The following is a 15,898-nucleotide window of genomic DNA, read 5'->3' on the forward strand; positions in this document are numbered from 1 at the left end:
GTGGGGGCAGCAGGCTCGCGAGGGCTTGACATGGCTATATACCAATCGTAACTTACAGTCAGTAACTTACCGAAAGTATACAGCCTCCCCCACCTCTGGACGCCGATGCACACCCTGATTGTTACCTCCCACCCCAATCCAGACGCCCTGACCCATGCCGTCGCCCGCCGCATTGCAGAAGGCATCACTTCGGCAGGCGTCGGTGCCACGGCCGAACTGGCCGACCTGAGTGCAGAGGGCTTCGACCCCCGCTTCAACCAGGACGACATGAAGGGCCATCAACGCGAGGCGCCCTTCCCCGCTGACGTCCTGGCCGAACAGGCCCGCCTGGACCGCGCCGATGCACTGGTACTGGTGTTTCCGGTCTACTGGTGGAGCATGCCGGCCCTCATGAAGGGCTGGATCGATCGCGTGTTCTCCAATGGCTGGGCCTATGACGACAGCAGCGGCCAGGGCGTGCTCAAGAAACTGGGGCATCTGCCCATCCACCTGGTCGGCATCGGCGGTGCCGACGAACGCACCTGGCACAAGCGCGGCTACACCGACGCAATGAAGATCCAGATCGAGACCGGCATCTTCGATTACTGCGGCGCGCCGATACGCTCGTCCACGCTGCTGCTGGAAACGGACTCGGGCGATGCACCGGCCCATCTGTCGACGGCGTATGCACTGGGGCGACGCATTGCCACCCCGCCCGACGAGGCAGCCGGCTGAGCCGATCCGATGCGGCGGCCAAACCGATGCACTCCGCCCTGATGCATCACGGCTTGGGCGCCGCGTCTTCGGCCTTCCACTCCGCCACCTTCGCCCTGGTCTGCTCCAGAAGTGCGTCGAGTGCCTTGCGGTCATACCCGTGACCACGCACGACCACGTATTGGATGCCGCGCGTTGCCTCGATGTCCTCCAGGGGGTTGCGCTCCAGCAGCACCAGATCAGCCGCCTTGCCCGGCGCAACCGCGCCGTAGCGATCCAGCGTGCCGAACCAGGCCGGGCCTGCACGGGTGGCCGCCGACAAGGCCTGCGCCGGCGTCAACCCTTCCTTGACGAACAGCGACAGTTCCTCATGCAGGCCGATACCGGGATAGTTGAAGGAGTTGAGGAAGCCCGCATCGGTGCCGGCCATGATCGTGACGCCGGCCTGCTGCAGCATCGGCAGTACTGCCGCGACCTGGTGGTATTCCTGGTGACGGGCCTGGATCTGGGCCGGGGTTGCCTTGGCCGCGCGCTCCACACGCCAGGCGTAGGTGGCCTGCAGCTTTGGGCCGATGTAGGCCAGATACGGATCATCGCGATGATCATCCTGGTCCAGGAAATCCAGGATGCGGCCGCCATTGAGCGTCGGCGTTACGAACACGCCCTTCGCGGCGAAACCACGGTAAGCGGCCATGGCGGTATCACGATCAAAGCCGGCATCCAGCCGTGCGTTGGCCTGGGCACGATCAATCCGCTTGGCCGCGAAGTCCGCGGCGATGGCCGCCTCATCCTTGACCCCGGCCTTGTAGGCGTAGTCCAGGTGCTCGATCGAGCTGATACCGGCATCGACGGCCTGCTGCACGGTCAACGCCATCGGAATGTGGCCGGAAGCACGCAACCCATTGGCGCGCGCCCCGCGCACGGCAGCCAGGAACAGCTCCGGGGTCAGGGTGCTGTCGGTGATTTTGACGAAGTCGACGCGGTCACGTTTGAGACGCACGAACGCTGCATCCAGGTCGGCCTGCGAACCCACTTCGAGGGTGCCCTTCCAGACCGGCTTGATGCCTTCGATCTTCGCCCCGGAGGTGAACAGCTGAGGGCCGGCCAGGCGACCGTCGGCGATCTCACCGCGCCACTGCAGTACCTGCTCGGGCAGATCACCGGACGCATCACGGATGGTGGTGATGCCATGGGCGATGTACAGCGGCAGCAGCGCCTTGTTCTCTTCGATGAGCGCCGGCCCGCCGCCGAAGTGCACATGCATGTCCCACAACCCGGGGATCAGATAGCGCCCCTTGCCATCCACGTCCTGCGTGGCTCGCCACGCTTTGCGCATCGCCCGGTCATTGCCGACCGCAACGATGTCCTGGCCACGCACCACGACCGTCTGGTCGGCCACCGTCGTGGCGCGCTCGACGTCGACCACGGTGGCATGCCGGATCATCAGATCGGCCTGCTCGGCCGCGAACGCGGAAGGGGCCAGTGCAAGCAGCACCGGGATCGCAAGACGGAAGGACATGGAGCGCGCACCGGAAAAAGAGAACCGGGCCACCTTACGGTCAGGCCCGGCACATTCACCAGTTAAATTTCAGCATGATGCGCATGCATGATTGCAATGGAGCCTGCTGCAATACGCAGCAGCCTCAGTTCTCGCCCCGCATGGCCGGGCGGGTCTGCACCCGCTGCAGCCAGGCCGCAACCGCCGGATGCGCACCCACCACCGCCCCCAGATGGGTGCCGTAGCCCACCACCTGGCCAACCACCAGATCCACCAACGAGTATGCCTCGCCAAGCATCCACGGCTGCTGCGACAGGCGCGCCTCCAACAGATCCAGCAGTTCGTTGGCGGCACGGATGCCGGCGGCAGCATGCTCGACGCTACGCAGCGCATCGTCCACGGTCGCCAGCCATACCCGCCCCAGCACCGCTGCGTAGGTAACGTACGCCCACGTGCTCCAGGACATCGCCTCCAGTCGAGCCGGTGTCCCCGCCGCCGGCCACAGGCCCTGGCCCACCCCGTACTGCTCGCCCAACCACAGGTGGATGGCCAGGCCTTCAAACAAGGGCGTGCCGTCCACCACCAGGCACGGGACCTTGCCGTTCGGGTTGATCGCCAGGTACGCCGGCGTGCGCTGTTCGCCGCTGCGGATGTCGATCCTGACCCGGTCGTGCGGGACGGCCAGTTCGGCCAGGGCGCAGGCGACCGGGGAGGCGCTGGACATCGGGTGCCAATAGAAAACGAGGGACATTGAAGAACTCCTTGAGAGGGGTGGAAAGGTGCGGCGGGACTGGTGCTGCACCGTGCGCTCAAGACTAGGCAGCATTGCGGACAGAATCGGCCCGCAATGGCTGCTACGCTGCCGCGCATGCTGACCGCGTCCGCCCGCCTGCTGAGCCTGCTTTCGTTGCTGCAATCCCGCCCGCACTGGGCCGGCGGCGAGCTGGCCGAGCGCATGGCCATCCATCCGCGCACGCTCCGGCGTGACATTGATCGCCTGCGCCAGCTCGGCTACCCCATCCACGCCAGCACCGGCCTCGCCGGCGGCTATGCGTTCCGCCCGGGGCGTGCATTGCCGCCACTGTTGTTGGATGACGAGGAGGCGCTGGCGGCGGCGGTCGCGCTGCGCACGGCGGTGACCGGCACGATCAGCGGCATCGAGCAGACCGCGATCACGGCACTGGTGAAGATCGAACAGGCCATGCCGCCGCGACTGCGCCCCCGGTTGGCCGCACTGCGCTCGGCGCTTCTGCCCGCCCACCCGATCGGCCCGCAGGTGGATGCCGGGCGCCTGACCACCCTGGCCTGCGCCTGCCGCGACCAGGTACAACTCCGCTTCGACTACACCGACCGGGAGGGCGTTTCCAGCGCACGTCAGGTCGAGCCTCAGGGCGTGGTGCATGCCGACCGCCGCTGGTATCTGGTCGCCTGGGACACCGGGCGCAATGACTGGCGCACCTTCCGCATCGACCGGATCGCCAGCGCACCGCTGGTGGGCGCGCACTTTGCACCCCGCGCAGGCCCAGGCGACGGTGACCTGCGCCAATGGGTCGCCCGCTCGCTCTCACTGGGCCAGCACCACGACGAGGCCCGGATCATCCTGCATGCGCCGCTCTCGGTCATGCGCCAGCAGATACCGGCATCGGCCGGGGAGCTGGAAGCAGTCGATGATCGGCGCTGCCTGCTGCGCTGCGCCGCCAACCCCTTGGGCACGGTGGTGTATTGGCTGTTGGCGCTGGGGCTGGAGTTCGAAGTGCTGGGACCGCCTGCACTGCATGAGGCCATGCGCGAGGCAGGTGAACGGATCACCCGCAACCTGGCCCGTCGCGAACCGCCGGAAGCGTCGGCGGGCACCAACACGCCCTGACCGCAAGCGCGTCGGCATTGGCGCAGAAAGTCATTGCGATTCAGAATGGCGGCATGACCGCAAGTGAAAAACCGAATCGCACCCTGTTCGACCTGGATCTCCTGCGCGCCATGGTGATGGTGGCCGATTGCGCCAGCTTCACCACGGCTGCGGCGCGCCTGCATTCCACCCAATCCACCATCAGCCAGAAGATCCGCCGGCTGGAGGACATGGCCGGCCATCCACTGCTGGTGCGGGGCAACCGTGATGTGCATCCCACCGATGCCGGCCAGCTCGTGCTCGGCCATGCCCGCCAATTGCTGGCACTCAACGACCAGCTCCTCGAAGCGCTGGCCGGCACCACGGTGGCCGTCACCGTTCGGCTGGGGGTTCCGGAAGACTTCGTCAGCGCCGCGACCACCCAGCTGCTTGGCGCCTTCAATCGGGAGCATCCGCAGGTGAAGCTGGAAGTCACCAGCGGCCTCAGTCGTGATTTGGCCAATGGCTACGATCACGGCGAACTGGACCTGATCCTGGTCAAGCAGCGCCGCAACAGCCGCGCCGCCGTGGCCTGCTGGCCGGAGACGATGGTGTGGATCGACAGCGCCCGCAACGGCTGCATCGACCTCGACCCGGTCCCGCTGGTCACCTTCCCGCCGCGCGGGCTGTACCGCGACGACATCATCGATGCGATTGAAGCACTCGGTCGCCGCTGGCGGATCAGCTTCACCAGCTCCAGCCTGAGCGGCATCCAGGGCGCCGTCGCCGACGGCATGGGCATCAGTCTGCTGCCGGCGCGCGCCCTGAGTCGCGAACACATCGTACTGGGCCCGGAACAAGGGTTGCCGCCTATCGATACCTTCGAGATCGCCCTGCTTCACCGCACCACGGCCGACCCGCTGGTCAAAGCCCTGGCCATGCGCCTGACGGGCCTGCTCGATCAGGAACGGGCGGGCGCGCCTACTTGAGCTGCAGCGGGTAGCGCTGCCAGAGCACGTGCACCAGGAAGCCGGTCAGTTCCGGGTCCTTGCTGGTGATCGAGGCGCGGATCTTGTCCAACAGCACCATGTCGCTGCAGTTGCGCACATCGGCATGCCCTGCCTGCCCGGCGCGGCGCGCACGGTAACGGGCCGCACGCTGTGCATCGGTCATCGCGTAGCCGAACGTGGGCGGACGGCCGCGTTTGCGCGGCAGCGTCAGTTCCAGTGTTCCGGGGTCTTGTTCATCGCGCATGACGGACGAGGATGCAAACGGGGGCGCGCACGATATCGTGAGACATCACTTTAATCCAGCGTTTTGCGTGGATTTCTGCGATGGCAGCGCGTGAACCTCAGCGCCACGCCTCGGCCACACGCGCACCAGCCCACACCAGCAGCATGCCACCGAGCAGACTGATACCCAGATACAGCGGCACCATCAGGCTTCGATCCGCGCGGGTAAACACCAGCGACTCCAGCATCATCGAGGAAAACGTGGTCAACCCGCCCACGATTCCCACGATCAGAAAGGCGCGCCAGTACACCGCGGCCGTGCCACGACTCTGCAGCCAGATCATCACGTAACCCGCCACGAACGCGCCGACCAGGTTCACCGTCAGCGTGCCCCACGGGAAGCCAGTACCGAACTGGCGCAGCATCGCATCGCCGATCATGAAACGCAGCGCCGCGCCCAGTGCGCCGCCGGCCATCACCAGTCCGAGCTGCTGCCACCACAGGCCGATGCCGTCCATCATTCCGCGCCCTTCTCCGCACGCGCCTGTTCCCGGGCGGCACGCAGGCGATCCAGCTTTTCTTTCAGCTTGATCTCCAACCCGCGCGGCACCGGCTCGTAATACACCCGCTCGCCCATCGCATCGGGGAAACCGGTCTGATCCAGCGCGATCCCGCCGTCGGCATCATGGTCGTACTGGTAGGTCTTGCCGTAGCCCAGCTCTTTCATCAGCTTGGTCGGGGCGTTGCGCAGGTGCAGCGGCACCTCCTGGGTACCGGTCTCGCGCACTTCCTGCTTGGCCTTGTTGAACGCGGCATAGCCGGCGTTCGACTTGGCGGTACTCGCCAGATACAGCACCAGCTGCGCGAACGCGAGTTCACCTTCCGGGCTGCCCAGCCGCTCGTAGATGTCCCAGGCTTCCAGCGCCATCGACTGCGCGCGCGGATCGGCCAACCCAATATCCTCGATCGCCATCCGGGTCAGGCGACGTGCCAGATACGACGGATCACAGCCACCATCGAGCATGCGCGTCAGCCAGTACAGCGCGGCATCGGGGTTGGAGCTGCGCACGGATTTGTGCAGCGCCGAGATCTGGTCGTAGAACTGCTCGCCGCCCTTGTCGAAGCGACGCGTGCGGTCTGCCAGCACCTGCACCAGCATCTCCGGACTGATCCGCCCGCCGTCGCCACTGGCCAGCTCGGCCGCGATCTCCAGCAGGGTCAGGCCGCGTCGCACATCGCCATCGGCGGCGGTCGCGATCTCCAGCAACGCCTCCGGCGCCACCTGCAGCTGCTCCGCGCCCAGGCCACGCTCGGTGTCCTGCAGCGCACGCTCCAGCGCCTCCACGATGTCCGCCGGAGAGACCGACTCCAGCACGTGCACGCGGCACCGCGACAGCAGCGCCGAGTTCAGTTCGAACGAGGGGTTTTCGGTGGTCGCGCCCACGAACACGATGGTGCCGCGTTCGATATGCGGCAGGAACGCATCCTGCTGGGCTTTGTTGAAACGGTGCACTTCGTCCACGAACAGCACCGTGCGGCGCCCTTCAGCGAAACGCTGCGCGGCCTCGGCCAGCACCTGGCGCACCTCCGGCAGGCCGGACAGCACGGCGGAGATCGCGCGGAACTCGGCATCGGCGTAATGCGCCAGCAGCAGCGAGAGCGTCGTCTTGCCGCAGCCCGGCGGGCCCCACAGGATCATCGAGTGCACATGGCCGGACTCGACGGCCCGGCGCAGCGCACTGCCCGGTGCGAGCAGGCGCTTCTGGCCCACCATCTCATCCAGGGTCTGCGGGCGCATCCGCTCGGCGAGCGGACGCATGTTGTCCCGATCCACCGTCAGCAGATCGGGCCCATTGAAAGTCGTTCGGTTTCTGGCCACGTGTCTAGTGTATCGCGGCAGATTGCAGCGGGGATGCCGGCCAGCGGCCGGCACTACACCGTCATTCGCCGATGACGTCCACACCCTTGGCCGGGGTGAAGCTGAAGGTACCGGCAGCAAAGCTCGGGTTGCGCTTCCAGCCGGTGAAGTTGATCACCGTGCGCTGGCCGACCGCATCCACGACTTCCATGCGGGCCAGGCCCTGGCCATTGAAGCCCAGGGCGGCGTACTGGAAGGCAGTGTCAGTCTCGCGCTTCGGGCTCAGCGACAGCCACTGCAGGCCATCGCGCACGGCGGCCTCTTCGCTGACGTCGTACTGCTTGTCCAGCAGCGCCGGATTGATCAATGCGGTCAGCGGGCTGTTCTGCTCTTCCTGGCCCTGCGGGCGCACGCTGGCCTGCTCCAGGTCCGGCTCATAGACCCAGACCTTCTTGCCGTCGGCCACGATCAACTGTTCGTGCGGCTTGATGTACTCCCAACGGAACAGGCGCGGCGCGGACAACGCAACGCGACCGCTGGTGTTTTCCTTGACCTTGCCCTTGCTGTCGAACACCTGCTGGCTGAACTGTCCGTCCAGGCCCTTCAGGCCCTGGGTGAAGCGGTTGAGTTCATCACGGGCGCCTGCCCAGGCCGACGCCGACCCGACACTGGCAACAACCAGAGTGGCGGCAAGCAGGGAGCGGCGGAAGGTGGTGTGCATGCAGGTATCCAGGCAAATGGGAAGGATGGGAGGCAGTGTGCCCATTCAATCCTGAATGGGCGATCAGGGGCACATTATGCGCTGGTAGCCGCTTTCCAATCGCGGTTTACGGCCCGGCCTGCACCGTCTTCAGGTCTCCATACACCACCTGCCCGCGGAAGCCGCGGCGTACCTGCTGGTAGAGCTCGCGGAACGCGGCGTAATCCTGAGGCTGGCACAGCGCATCCGCCCCGCGCACGGCCCGCTGGTGCAGCCGATGGTGCGCGGTGATCACCTGCCCCTCGCGCGTCCAGTCCACCTGATATTCACCCGCCGCATTGGCGAAGTGCTGGCTGCGCGGGATCGCTACGATCGGCACGTTCGCTGGGAACGTCAGCTGGTAGCGCTCATCGCGCAGACTGTCGTTGCAGTAGAACGGCGTTGCGTTTTCCGGCGCCGACGTGCTGACATACAGGTCACGGAACGATTGGCTGCCCGGTGCGTCCGGCAGCACCATCCCGCCGACCACGCCAAAATCGACGTAGTCGCTGGCCAGGAAGTCATAGCGGAAGTTGAACGGCCGGGTCAGGTCCTGCGGGTCACCCAGCAGCGTCAGTGCGCCACTGCCGTCGAAGCCGGACGCAGCCATCATCGACTCTTCGGCACGCGCCCGGTTCTGCGCGTTGAGCCGTGCGAAGGCGCCGCGCATGCCAATTTCGGTCACGCCGCTCGGTTGGAGCACGGTCCGGCCAGACAGATTGCCCGCCGCATCGAACCGGAACGTTGCCTCGATCCCGTTGCCGTTGCGCGAGGCATCGTTGGCCGGGGTGCGCGCCACGACGGCTTGGCGGGTATGCAGCACCGGCGCGCCAAGATCCCCCTCGGGCAACTGGCCAATACGCGCATAGGGCGCGGTCGAGTCCAGGTACAGGTCGAACTCGGGGATGTAGGTGATGGCGTGATCGAAACGTCCCAGCAGCGGAATCGCCGGCAAGGTCGGTCCACCGCCAGCACCGATCAGCACCGGCGTGCTCTGGATGCCACGCGCAGCCAACAACGCTCCAGGATCACGACATGGTCTTTGCAGTCGCCGTAATGGTTGTCGAGGATGCTCTGCGCCGGGTTCGGCTCCAGCCCGCCGTTGCCCAGGTACACCGCCACGTAGCGGATGTTCTGCGCCACCCAGCGGTACAGCACGGCGGCCTGCTCGCGGCGATCGGTAATGCTCCGGGTGAGCTCGTCGGCCAGCGCCTGGATCTGCGGCGTGACAGCGGCGGCCTCGCCACCCTTGAGCTGGTAGGCCTGCGCCACCTGCGACCAGTCACGGTACGTACTGGCCATGATGGTGGGACTGTACTCCCACGCGGCGGCGGACCAGTTCTGCGCCTTCAGCGGATCCGTGCGTCGGTACGTCCACTCCCAGCGCGCCATGCCATTGCGCACACGCGGCGCCTGGCTGCCCTGCACGCCCCGCTGCTCCACCTGCATGGGCAGATCGGCAGGCGCGCTCAGGGTCACGCGGGCATCGTCGTACTGGGTGAACACGCTGAAGGTTTCCCATAGGCCGAAGTAGCCCGGGAAGTACGGCGTGTTCTGGGTGCGGCGGGTCTGGTAGACCACGCGTGTACCGGGCGCCAGATTCGGGAAGACCACCACGCGCACCTTGCGGTCGGCGTACATCGCCGCTGCCGCGCTGGAATAGCTTTCCTGCGTGTAGATGCGGTCGGCCGGCACGTCGCGGCGCTGGCCATCCGCCGTCAACGTGTAGGCCTGCAGCACCTCCAGCGTTTCCATCTTCTCGCTGTAGCTCAGCCGCACCTGGCTGAACTGCTCGATCGCTGATTTGGTCTTGAGCAGGATCTCGTACTCTTCGGTCTGCGTGTTGCCCGCATCCGGGCGCACCACGTAGTCGGCGCGATAGCGCACGAAGCTGAAGTTGTTGTTGGCCTGCGCTTCAGCGCCCGCGGCCGGGCCGCTCTGCCCGCCCGGGGTGGGCGGTGCCACGGGTGTCACGGATGCCGGCACGGGCTGGGCATCGGCCCACGCCACTACCGGCGCGAGCGTCATGGCGCCCAGCATCGTCCAGATCATCGGCTTCATTGCAGGTTCCTTGTGCTCGGCAACACCCGGGCCGCGCCCGGGTTCTACGCAGCCAGGCCGGGCCCGGCGTTACTTGGGCGGAGGCGGCGCCAGCACGCTGCGGTCGCCGTTGTGCTCGGGCGGGCTGACCACGCCAGCCGCCTCCATCGCTTCGATCAGGCGCGCGGCGCGGTTGTAGCCGATCTTCAGGCGACGCTGCACGCCGGAGATGGAGGCACGACGGGTTTCGGTGACGATGCGCAGGGCCTCGTCGTACAGCGGATCGGACTCATCGCCGCCACCGCCGCCCGCCTCGGGCAGGCCACCGGGGCCGACCACGACGCCATCGCCCATCATCTGCACTTCGTCCAGCACGCCGGTGATGTAGTCAGTCGGGCCGCTGGCCTTGAGGTGCTCCACTACGCGGTGCACTTCCTCATCGGAGACGAACGCGCCGTGCACGCGGTCCGGCAACGCCGTACCCGGCGGCAGATACAGCATGTCGCCGTGGCCCAGCAGCGTTTCCGCGCCGGACTGATCGAGGATGGTGCGCGAATCGATCTTCGAGCTGACCTGGAAGCCGATACGGGTCGGAATGTTGGCCTTGATCAGGCCGGTGATCACGTCCACCGAGGGGCGCTGGGTGGCCAGAATCAGATGGATGCCGGCCGCACGCGCCTTCTGCGCCAGGCGGGCGATCAGCTCTTCCACCTTCTTGCCGACGATCATCATCATGTCGGCGAATTCGTCGATGAAGATGACGATGAACGGCAGCGTCTCCAGCGGGCGCGGGGCCTCGCCGAGTTCCGGGTTGGGCTTGAACAGCGGGTCCATCATCGGTTGCCCGGCGTCCTGGGCATCCTTGACCTTCTTGTTGAAGCCGGCCAGGTTGCGCACACCCACCGCGCTCATCAGCTTGTAGCGGCGCTCCATCTCGGCCACGCACCAGCGCAGGCCGTTGGCGGCCTCCTTCATGTCGGTGACCACCGGCGCCAGCAGATGCGGGATGCCCTGGTAGACGCTCAGCTCGAGCATCTTCGGGTCGATCATCAGCATGCGCAGGTCTTTCGGCGAGGCCTTGTACAGCAGGCTCAGCACCATCGCATTGACCGCCACGGACTTGCCCGAGCCGGTCGTGCCCGCCACCAGCAGGTGGGGCATGCGCGCCAGGTCGGCCACGGTCGGGCGGCCGGCGATGTCCTTGCCCAGCGCCAGGGTCAGCACGCTGGCGGACTTGTCGTATTCCTTGGAGCGCAACAGCTCGGAGAGATAGATCATCTCGCGGGTGACGTTGGGGATCTCCAGGCCCACCACCGACTTGCCCGGGATCACATCGACCACGCGCACCGACTTCACCGACAGGCCGCGCGCGATGTCCTTGTCCAGCGAACTGATCTGGCTGACCTTGATGCCCGGGGCCGGCTCGATCTCGAAGCGGGTGATCACCGGGCCGGGATACGCACCGACCACCTGCGCATCGATACGGAAGTCCTTGAGCTTGAACTCGATCTGGCGCGAGAGCGTCTCCAGTGTGCCCTCGTCGTAGCCCTTGGGCTGCGGCTTGGGATCATCCAGCAGCGCCAGCGGCGGCACATCCGAGCCATCGCCATTGACTCCGCGGAACATGGGAATCTGGGTCTCGCGCTTGGCGCGATCACTCTTCTCCAGCACCGGCTCCGGCCGCGGCTCGATCTTGACCGGCTCGCGCTTGGCGCGCACCTCGGCGTCGACCTTGCGCACTTCCTGGCGCTCCTCGCGCATCGCGCGGGTCTGCTGCCACTCGGTGGCCTGCTCTTTCTTCTTGTTGAACAGCGGCGGCAGTGCCAGCACCCAGTTGCCGATCTTCTCCATCACCACGAACCAGGAGATGCCCGTGGCCAGCGTGATCGAGGCCAGCAGCAGCACCAGCACGAACAGGTTGGCGCCCAATGCGCCAAAACCCACGCTGAGCGAGCTGCCCACCAGCTTGCCGAGGATGCCGCCAGCATGGGCCACATCGGCCACGAACAGGCGCAGATGCAGGAAGCCGGTGCCGGCGATCAGGAAGCCGACCAGGCCGACCAGGCGCAGCGCCGGATCCAGGTCATGCTCGCCCTTGGCCTCCCGTTTCAGTCCAAACATCGCGATCCAGGCCAGTGCGCCCAGCACGATCGGCAACACGAAGGCCATGTAGCCGAACAGCTGCAGCAGCACATCGGCGATCCACGCACCGGCGCGACCGCCCATGTTGTGGACCGGCGCGACCACGCTGCCGGTATGCGACCAGCCCGGGTCGGTGGCCGAGTAGGTGAACAGACTGGCGACCAGATACAGCAATGCCGGGGCGACCGCGATCAACCCCAGGTCGCGCCACAGGCGCTGCCGGCGCGGATTGTCCTCGCCGGCCGGTTTGCGCGGCGCTGCCTTGCTGTCGGACGCCTTGGCTCGTTCCGGGACCTGTTTCGCCACCTTAGACCACACCTTGGGAATGCACTGTTAGTGCTTGATAATAAACGACTGGACCCCACCCCGGTAGGTGCCGGCCGCTGGCCGGCACGGTCAGCGTCAAAACTCCGGCGCCGGAATGGGCGTCGCGCTTCTCGGGCCGCCGCGTTCCACTGCGCGCCTTGAATCGCCCCGCCCCTGCCGCCACTCTATGACTTCGCTCGGACGCCGCGCAATCACCCTGCCCGCGTCCCGCCCTACCTTCTATTGCGAGCTTACATGAGCAACTCCAAGCACTCCCGCCTGTTGATCCTTGGTTCCGGCCCGGCCGGCTGGACCGCCGCCGTCTACGCCGCGCGCGCCAACCTCAAGCCCGTCGTGATCACCGGCCTGCAGCAGGGCGGCCAGCTGATGACCACCACCGAGGTGGACAACTGGCCCGGGGATGCACACGGCCTGATGGGCCCGGACCTGATGAGCCGCATGCAGGCGCATGCCGAGCGCTTTGAGACCGAGGTCATCTTCGACCACATCCACACCGCCGATGTCTCCCAGCGCCCGTTCAAGCTGATTGGCGACAGCGCCGAGTACACCTGCGATGCCCTGATCATCGCCACCGGCGCCACCGCCAAGTACCTGGGCATTCCCAGCGAAGAGGCCTTCAAGGGCCGCGGCGTATCGGCCTGCGCCACCTGCGATGGCTTCTTCTACCGTGACCAGGACGTGGTCGTGGTCGGCGGCGGCAACACCGCTGTGGAAGAGGCCCTGTACCTGTCCAACATCGCCCGCAAGGTCTACCTGGTCCACCGCCGCGACACGCTGAAGGCGGAAAAGATCATGCAGGACAAGCTGTTCGCCAAGGTCGCCGCCGGCAAGATCGAGACGGTGTGGCACCACCAGGTGGACGAAGTGCTGGGCAACGAGGCCGGCGTGACCGGCGTGCGCGTGAAGTCCACGCTGGATGGCAGCACCCGTGACATCGAGGCCCACGGCTTCTTCGTGGCGATCGGCCACCACCCCAACACCAGCCTGTTCGATGGCCAGCTGACGATGAACAACGGCTACCTGGACATCCGCTCGGGCCTGGGCGGCAACGCCACCCAGACCTCGGTGGAAGGCGTGTTCGCCGCCGGCGACGTGGCCGACCAACACTACCGCCAGGCAATCACCTCGGCCGGCTTCGGCTGCATGGCCGCGCTGGATGCCGAGCGCTATCTGGATGCGAAGGGTCAGGCGAGCTGACCTGCCGCCCGCATCGCGCAGCACACGAAGGCCGGTGAATCGTTCACCGGCCTTTTTACTGGCCGGTACGTTCCGCGCGCACTGCGCCCGCCCCACCTGCTCTATCCTCTGCCCATGCCCGATCCACGCTTCCTGCATCGCCTGTCCGATGTCCCCGCCGCTGCCTGGGACGCCCTGCACGACGGTCGCAACCCCTTCCTGTCGCACGCCTTCCTGGCCGGCCTGGAAGAACACGTCTGCCTGCGCCCGGAGTGGGGCTGGCGGCCACGCCACTTCACCCTGTGGGACGGGGACACCCTGCTCGCAGCAATCCCTGGCTATCTCAAGGACAATTCGCACGGCGAGTTCGTGTTCGATCACGCCTGGGCGCATGCCTACGCCCAGCATGGGCTGGACTACTTCCCCAAATGGCTGGGCGCGGTGCCGTATTCGCCCGTGACCGGGCCACGCGTGCTGGCAGGCACCGTCGAGGACCGGGCCGCGCTGCTGGCAGTGCTGGCAGGCGAAGTGGCTCGCATGGGCTGGTCCTCGGCCCACATCAACTTCCACCCCGCCGACGAAGACGCCGCCTTCAGCCCGGACTGGCTGCTGCGCGAGGACATCCAGTTCCAGTGGCACAACCCCGGTGGCTGGCAGACCTTCGACGACTTCCTCGGCGCGATGGACCACAAGCACCGCAAGAACATCCGCCAGGAACGCGCCAAGCTCGCGCGCAGTGGTGTCACGTATCGCATCGTGCATGGCGATGAGGCGACCGAGGCCGACCTGCGCGCCATGCATGGCTTCTACCTGCAGACCTTCGCCGAGTACGGCAACTCGCCCGCGCTCACACTCCCGTTCCTGCAGCATCTCGCCCGCACGATGCCGCGCGCGCTGGTGATCTTCCTGGCCGTGCTCGATGGCGAGCCGGTTGCCGGCGCGCTGTGCCTGCGTGGCGCGGACACGCTCTATGGGCGCTACTGGGGCGGTGCCACCCTGCCCGGCCTGCACTTCGAGACCTGCTACTACCAGGGCATCGCCTACTGCCTGCGCGAGGGACTGGCCCACTTCGAGCCCGGCGCGCAGGGTGAGCACAAGTTGGCCCGCGGGTTCCTGCCGCACACGGTACGCAGCCGCCACTGGATCGCAGAACCGGCCTTTGCCGATGCCCTGGTGGCGTGGTGCGCGCAGGAACGCGCCGAGGTCGCCCACTATGCGCGGGTGCTGGCGGCGCACAGCCCGTTCAAGGCCGACAAGGTCGACCCGGCGTGACCCGCCGACTGCCCTGGCGCCTGGACGAGGCACCCGATGCGCCGTTCCCGCCCGCCGAGACCGCCCTGCGCGATCCGGACGGCCTGCTGGCACTTGGCGGCGACCTCTCACCGGTGCGACTGCTCAATGCCTATGCAGGCGGCATCTTTCCGTGGTTCTCCGAAGGCCAGCCGCTGCTATGGTGGTCGCCGGACCCACGCATGGTGTTCCGCACCAACGGCGTGCACCTGTCCAGCCGCTTTCGACGCTCGCTCCGGCGCAGCAGCTGGACACTGCGGGCCGACACCCGTTTCGAGCAGGTGATTGATGCCTGCGCGGCCAGCCCGCGCCCCGGCCAGGACGGCACCTGGATCACGCCTGACATGCGCGATGCATATGTCCAGCTGCACCAGCTCGGCTTCGCGCACTCGGTGGAGGTGTTCGAGGGCGATCACCTGGTCGGTGGCATCTACGGGGTGGCGATCGGTCGGATGTTTTTCGGGGAAAGCATGTTCAGCGCGGCGTCGGGCGGCTCCAAGGTCGCCCTGGCCGGATTGGCCCACCGGCTGGCCGGCTGGGGATGGCCATTGATCGATGCACAGGTGGAAAACGACCACCTGCTGCGCATGGGGGCAGAACACTGGCCGCGGCAGCGCTTTCTCGCCTTGGTGCGTGAACAGGTCCAACAGCCTGCCACCGCAGGCGATTGGGTGGATTTGTTCGGCGTCCTGGCTGCCACCGAACTCGCTGATCCGGGACCGCCTTAACCAAAACTTTGCATCAAACGCCCGACGCGCGTAAAATGCCCGCTCTTCAGGCCAGCTCGGCCGGTTACAGAACTGCACAGGACTACATGTCGAAAGACGACTCCATCGAGTTCGAAGGCACCGTCAGCGAGACGCTGCCGAACACCACTTTCCGCGTACGACTGGAAAATGGGCATGAAATCATCGCCCATATCTCCGGCCGCATGCGCAAGAACTACATCCGCATCCTGACGGGCGACCGCGTCAAGGTCGAAATGACCCCGTACGACCTGACCAAGGGTCGCATCACCTACCGCATGAAATAAGCGGTCCGGGGGTTGTTCCCGCCAGAAGGCCAGCCAGGTGCTGGC

14 protein-coding genes and 1 pseudogene are annotated in these 15,898 nt (G+C 66.6%); 7 read left to right on the top strand and 8 right to left on the bottom strand.

What is annotated here, in order from left to right:
* Positions 1-105 precede the first annotated feature (105 nt).
* Positions 106-714: an NAD(P)H-dependent oxidoreductase gene (locus AC13F7_RS17800; RefSeq protein WP_483002519.1), complete on the top strand. Its 609-nt coding sequence runs from the start codon at positions 106-108 to the stop codon at positions 712-714.
* Between the two features lie 46 nt (positions 715-760).
* Here the strand turns inward: AC13F7_RS17800 and AC13F7_RS17805 are convergent, their stop codons facing one another.
* Positions 761-2,212: an amidohydrolase family protein gene (locus tag AC13F7_RS17805; protein ID WP_483002520.1), complete on the bottom strand. Its 1,452-nt coding sequence runs from the start codon at positions 2,210-2,212 to the stop codon at positions 761-763.
* A gap of 124 nt (positions 2,213-2,336) precedes the next feature.
* Positions 2,337-2,942: a glutathione S-transferase family protein gene (locus AC13F7_RS17810; protein WP_483002521.1), complete on the bottom strand. Its 606-nt coding sequence runs from the start codon at positions 2,940-2,942 to the stop codon at positions 2,337-2,339.
* A gap of 96 nt (positions 2,943-3,038) precedes the next feature.
* Here AC13F7_RS17810 and AC13F7_RS17815 point away from each other — a divergent pair, with 96 nt between their 5' ends.
* On the top strand, positions 3,039-4,058 hold the full coding sequence (locus tag AC13F7_RS17815) for a helix-turn-helix transcriptional regulator (protein WP_483002522.1): 1,020 nt from the start codon (positions 3,039-3,041) through the stop codon (positions 4,056-4,058).
* 53 nt (positions 4,059-4,111) lie between these two features.
* Positions 4,112-5,005 (top strand): LysR substrate-binding domain-containing protein, encoded by an 894-nt coding sequence (locus tag AC13F7_RS17820; protein WP_483002523.1) that lies wholly within the window; start codon positions 4,112-4,114, stop codon positions 5,003-5,005.
* Here AC13F7_RS17820 and AC13F7_RS17825 read toward each other — a convergent pair.
* The 6 genes and pseudogenes from AC13F7_RS17825 to AC13F7_RS17850 all read right to left on the bottom strand — a co-directional run bounded on the left by AC13F7_RS17825 (position 4,998) and on the right by AC13F7_RS17850 (position 12,333).
* Entirely contained in the window at positions 4,998-5,270 is a 273-nt protein-coding gene (locus AC13F7_RS17825) for a hypothetical protein (RefSeq protein ID WP_019184750.1), read from the bottom strand. The genes AC13F7_RS17820 and AC13F7_RS17825 overlap by 8 nt on opposite strands.
* A 97-nt stretch (positions 5,271-5,367) precedes the next feature.
* Entirely contained in the window at positions 5,368-5,766 is a 399-nt protein-coding gene (crcB, locus tag AC13F7_RS17830; RefSeq protein WP_265307908.1) for a fluoride efflux transporter CrcB, read from the bottom strand.
* The gene (locus tag AC13F7_RS17835; RefSeq protein ID WP_481467349.1) at positions 5,766-7,067 is read right to left on the bottom strand and encodes a replication-associated recombination protein A; all 1,302 of its coding nucleotides are present in this window, start codon (positions 7,065-7,067) and stop codon (positions 5,766-5,768) included. The genes crcB and AC13F7_RS17835 overlap by 1 nt, the downstream gene beginning before the upstream one ends.
* 121 nt (positions 7,068-7,188) lie before the next feature.
* Positions 7,189-7,827, bottom strand: a complete 639-nt coding sequence (lolA, locus tag AC13F7_RS17840; RefSeq protein ID WP_123729244.1) for an outer membrane lipoprotein periplasmic chaperone LolA — start codon at positions 7,825-7,827, stop codon at positions 7,189-7,191.
* A 106-nt stretch (positions 7,828-7,933) separates the two neighbouring features.
* Positions 7,934-9,906: pseudogene (locus tag AC13F7_RS17845) on the bottom strand (DUF3857 domain-containing protein).
* A 69-nt stretch (positions 9,907-9,975) separates the two neighbouring features.
* Positions 9,976-12,333 carry a DNA translocase FtsK gene (locus AC13F7_RS17850; RefSeq protein ID WP_121036781.1) on the bottom strand — a complete coding sequence of 786 codons (2,358 nt, stop codon included), beginning with the start codon at positions 12,331-12,333 and terminating at the stop codon, positions 9,976-9,978.
* A gap of 255 nt (positions 12,334-12,588) precedes the next feature.
* Between AC13F7_RS17850 and trxB the strand changes: the two genes are divergently transcribed.
* The 4 genes from trxB (at position 12,589) to infA (ending at position 15,853) form a co-directional block, all read left to right on the top strand.
* A complete protein-coding gene (gene trxB / locus AC13F7_RS17855; protein WP_319209043.1) occupies positions 12,589-13,551 on the top strand; it encodes a thioredoxin-disulfide reductase in 963 nt (320 codons plus the stop codon).
* Between the two features lie 114 nt (positions 13,552-13,665).
* Positions 13,666-14,802: a GNAT family N-acetyltransferase gene (locus AC13F7_RS17860; protein ID WP_483002524.1), complete on the top strand. Its 1,137-nt coding sequence runs from the start codon at positions 13,666-13,668 to the stop codon at positions 14,800-14,802.
* Entirely contained in the window at positions 14,799-15,548 is a 750-nt protein-coding gene (aat, locus tag AC13F7_RS17865; RefSeq protein ID WP_483002525.1) for a leucyl/phenylalanyl-tRNA--protein transferase, read from the top strand. The genes AC13F7_RS17860 and aat overlap by 4 nt, the downstream gene beginning before the upstream one ends.
* A gap of 86 nt (positions 15,549-15,634) precedes the next feature.
* Positions 15,635-15,853 (top strand): translation initiation factor IF-1, encoded by a 219-nt coding sequence (infA, locus tag AC13F7_RS17870; RefSeq protein WP_005409596.1) that lies wholly within the window; start codon positions 15,635-15,637, stop codon positions 15,851-15,853.
* Positions 15,854-15,898: the final 45 nt, after the last annotated feature.

Source organism: Stenotrophomonas sp. K-6, from assembly GCF_056861555.1.

Bases quoted from the DNA above. Each gene is read 5' to 3' on its own strand.
- AC13F7_RS17835 (WP_481467349.1), bottom strand. From the start codon at position 7,067: ATGCGTCCGCTCGCCGAGCGGATGCGCCCGCAGACCCTGGATGAGATG.
- crcB (WP_265307908.1), bottom strand. From the start codon at position 5,766: ATGGACGGCATCGGCCTGTGGTGGCAGCAGCTCGGACTGGTGATGGCC.
- AC13F7_RS17800 (WP_483002519.1), top strand. From the start codon at position 106: ATGCACACCCTGATTGTTACCTCCCACCCCAATCCAGACGCCCTGACC.
- AC13F7_RS17805 (WP_483002520.1), bottom strand. From the start codon at position 2,212: ATGTCCTTCCGTCTTGCGATCCCGGTGCTGCTTGCACTGGCCCCTTCC.
- AC13F7_RS17825 (WP_019184750.1), bottom strand. From the start codon at position 5,270: ATGCGCGATGAACAAGACCCCGGAACACTGGAACTGACGCTGCCGCGC.
- infA (WP_005409596.1), top strand. From the start codon at position 15,635: ATGTCGAAAGACGACTCCATCGAGTTCGAAGGCACCGTCAGCGAGACG.
- trxB (WP_319209043.1), top strand. From the start codon at position 12,589: ATGAGCAACTCCAAGCACTCCCGCCTGTTGATCCTTGGTTCCGGCCCG.
- AC13F7_RS17815 (WP_483002522.1), top strand. From the start codon at position 3,039: ATGGCTGCTACGCTGCCGCGCATGCTGACCGCGTCCGCCCGCCTGCTG.
- AC13F7_RS17810 (WP_483002521.1), bottom strand. From the start codon at position 2,942: ATGTCCCTCGTTTTCTATTGGCACCCGATGTCCAGCGCCTCCCCGGTC.
- AC13F7_RS17860 (WP_483002524.1), top strand. From the start codon at position 13,666: ATGCCCGATCCACGCTTCCTGCATCGCCTGTCCGATGTCCCCGCCGCT.
- AC13F7_RS17820 (WP_483002523.1), top strand. From the start codon at position 4,112: ATGACCGCAAGTGAAAAACCGAATCGCACCCTGTTCGACCTGGATCTC.
- lolA (WP_123729244.1), bottom strand. From the start codon at position 7,827: ATGCACACCACCTTCCGCCGCTCCCTGCTTGCCGCCACTCTGGTTGTT.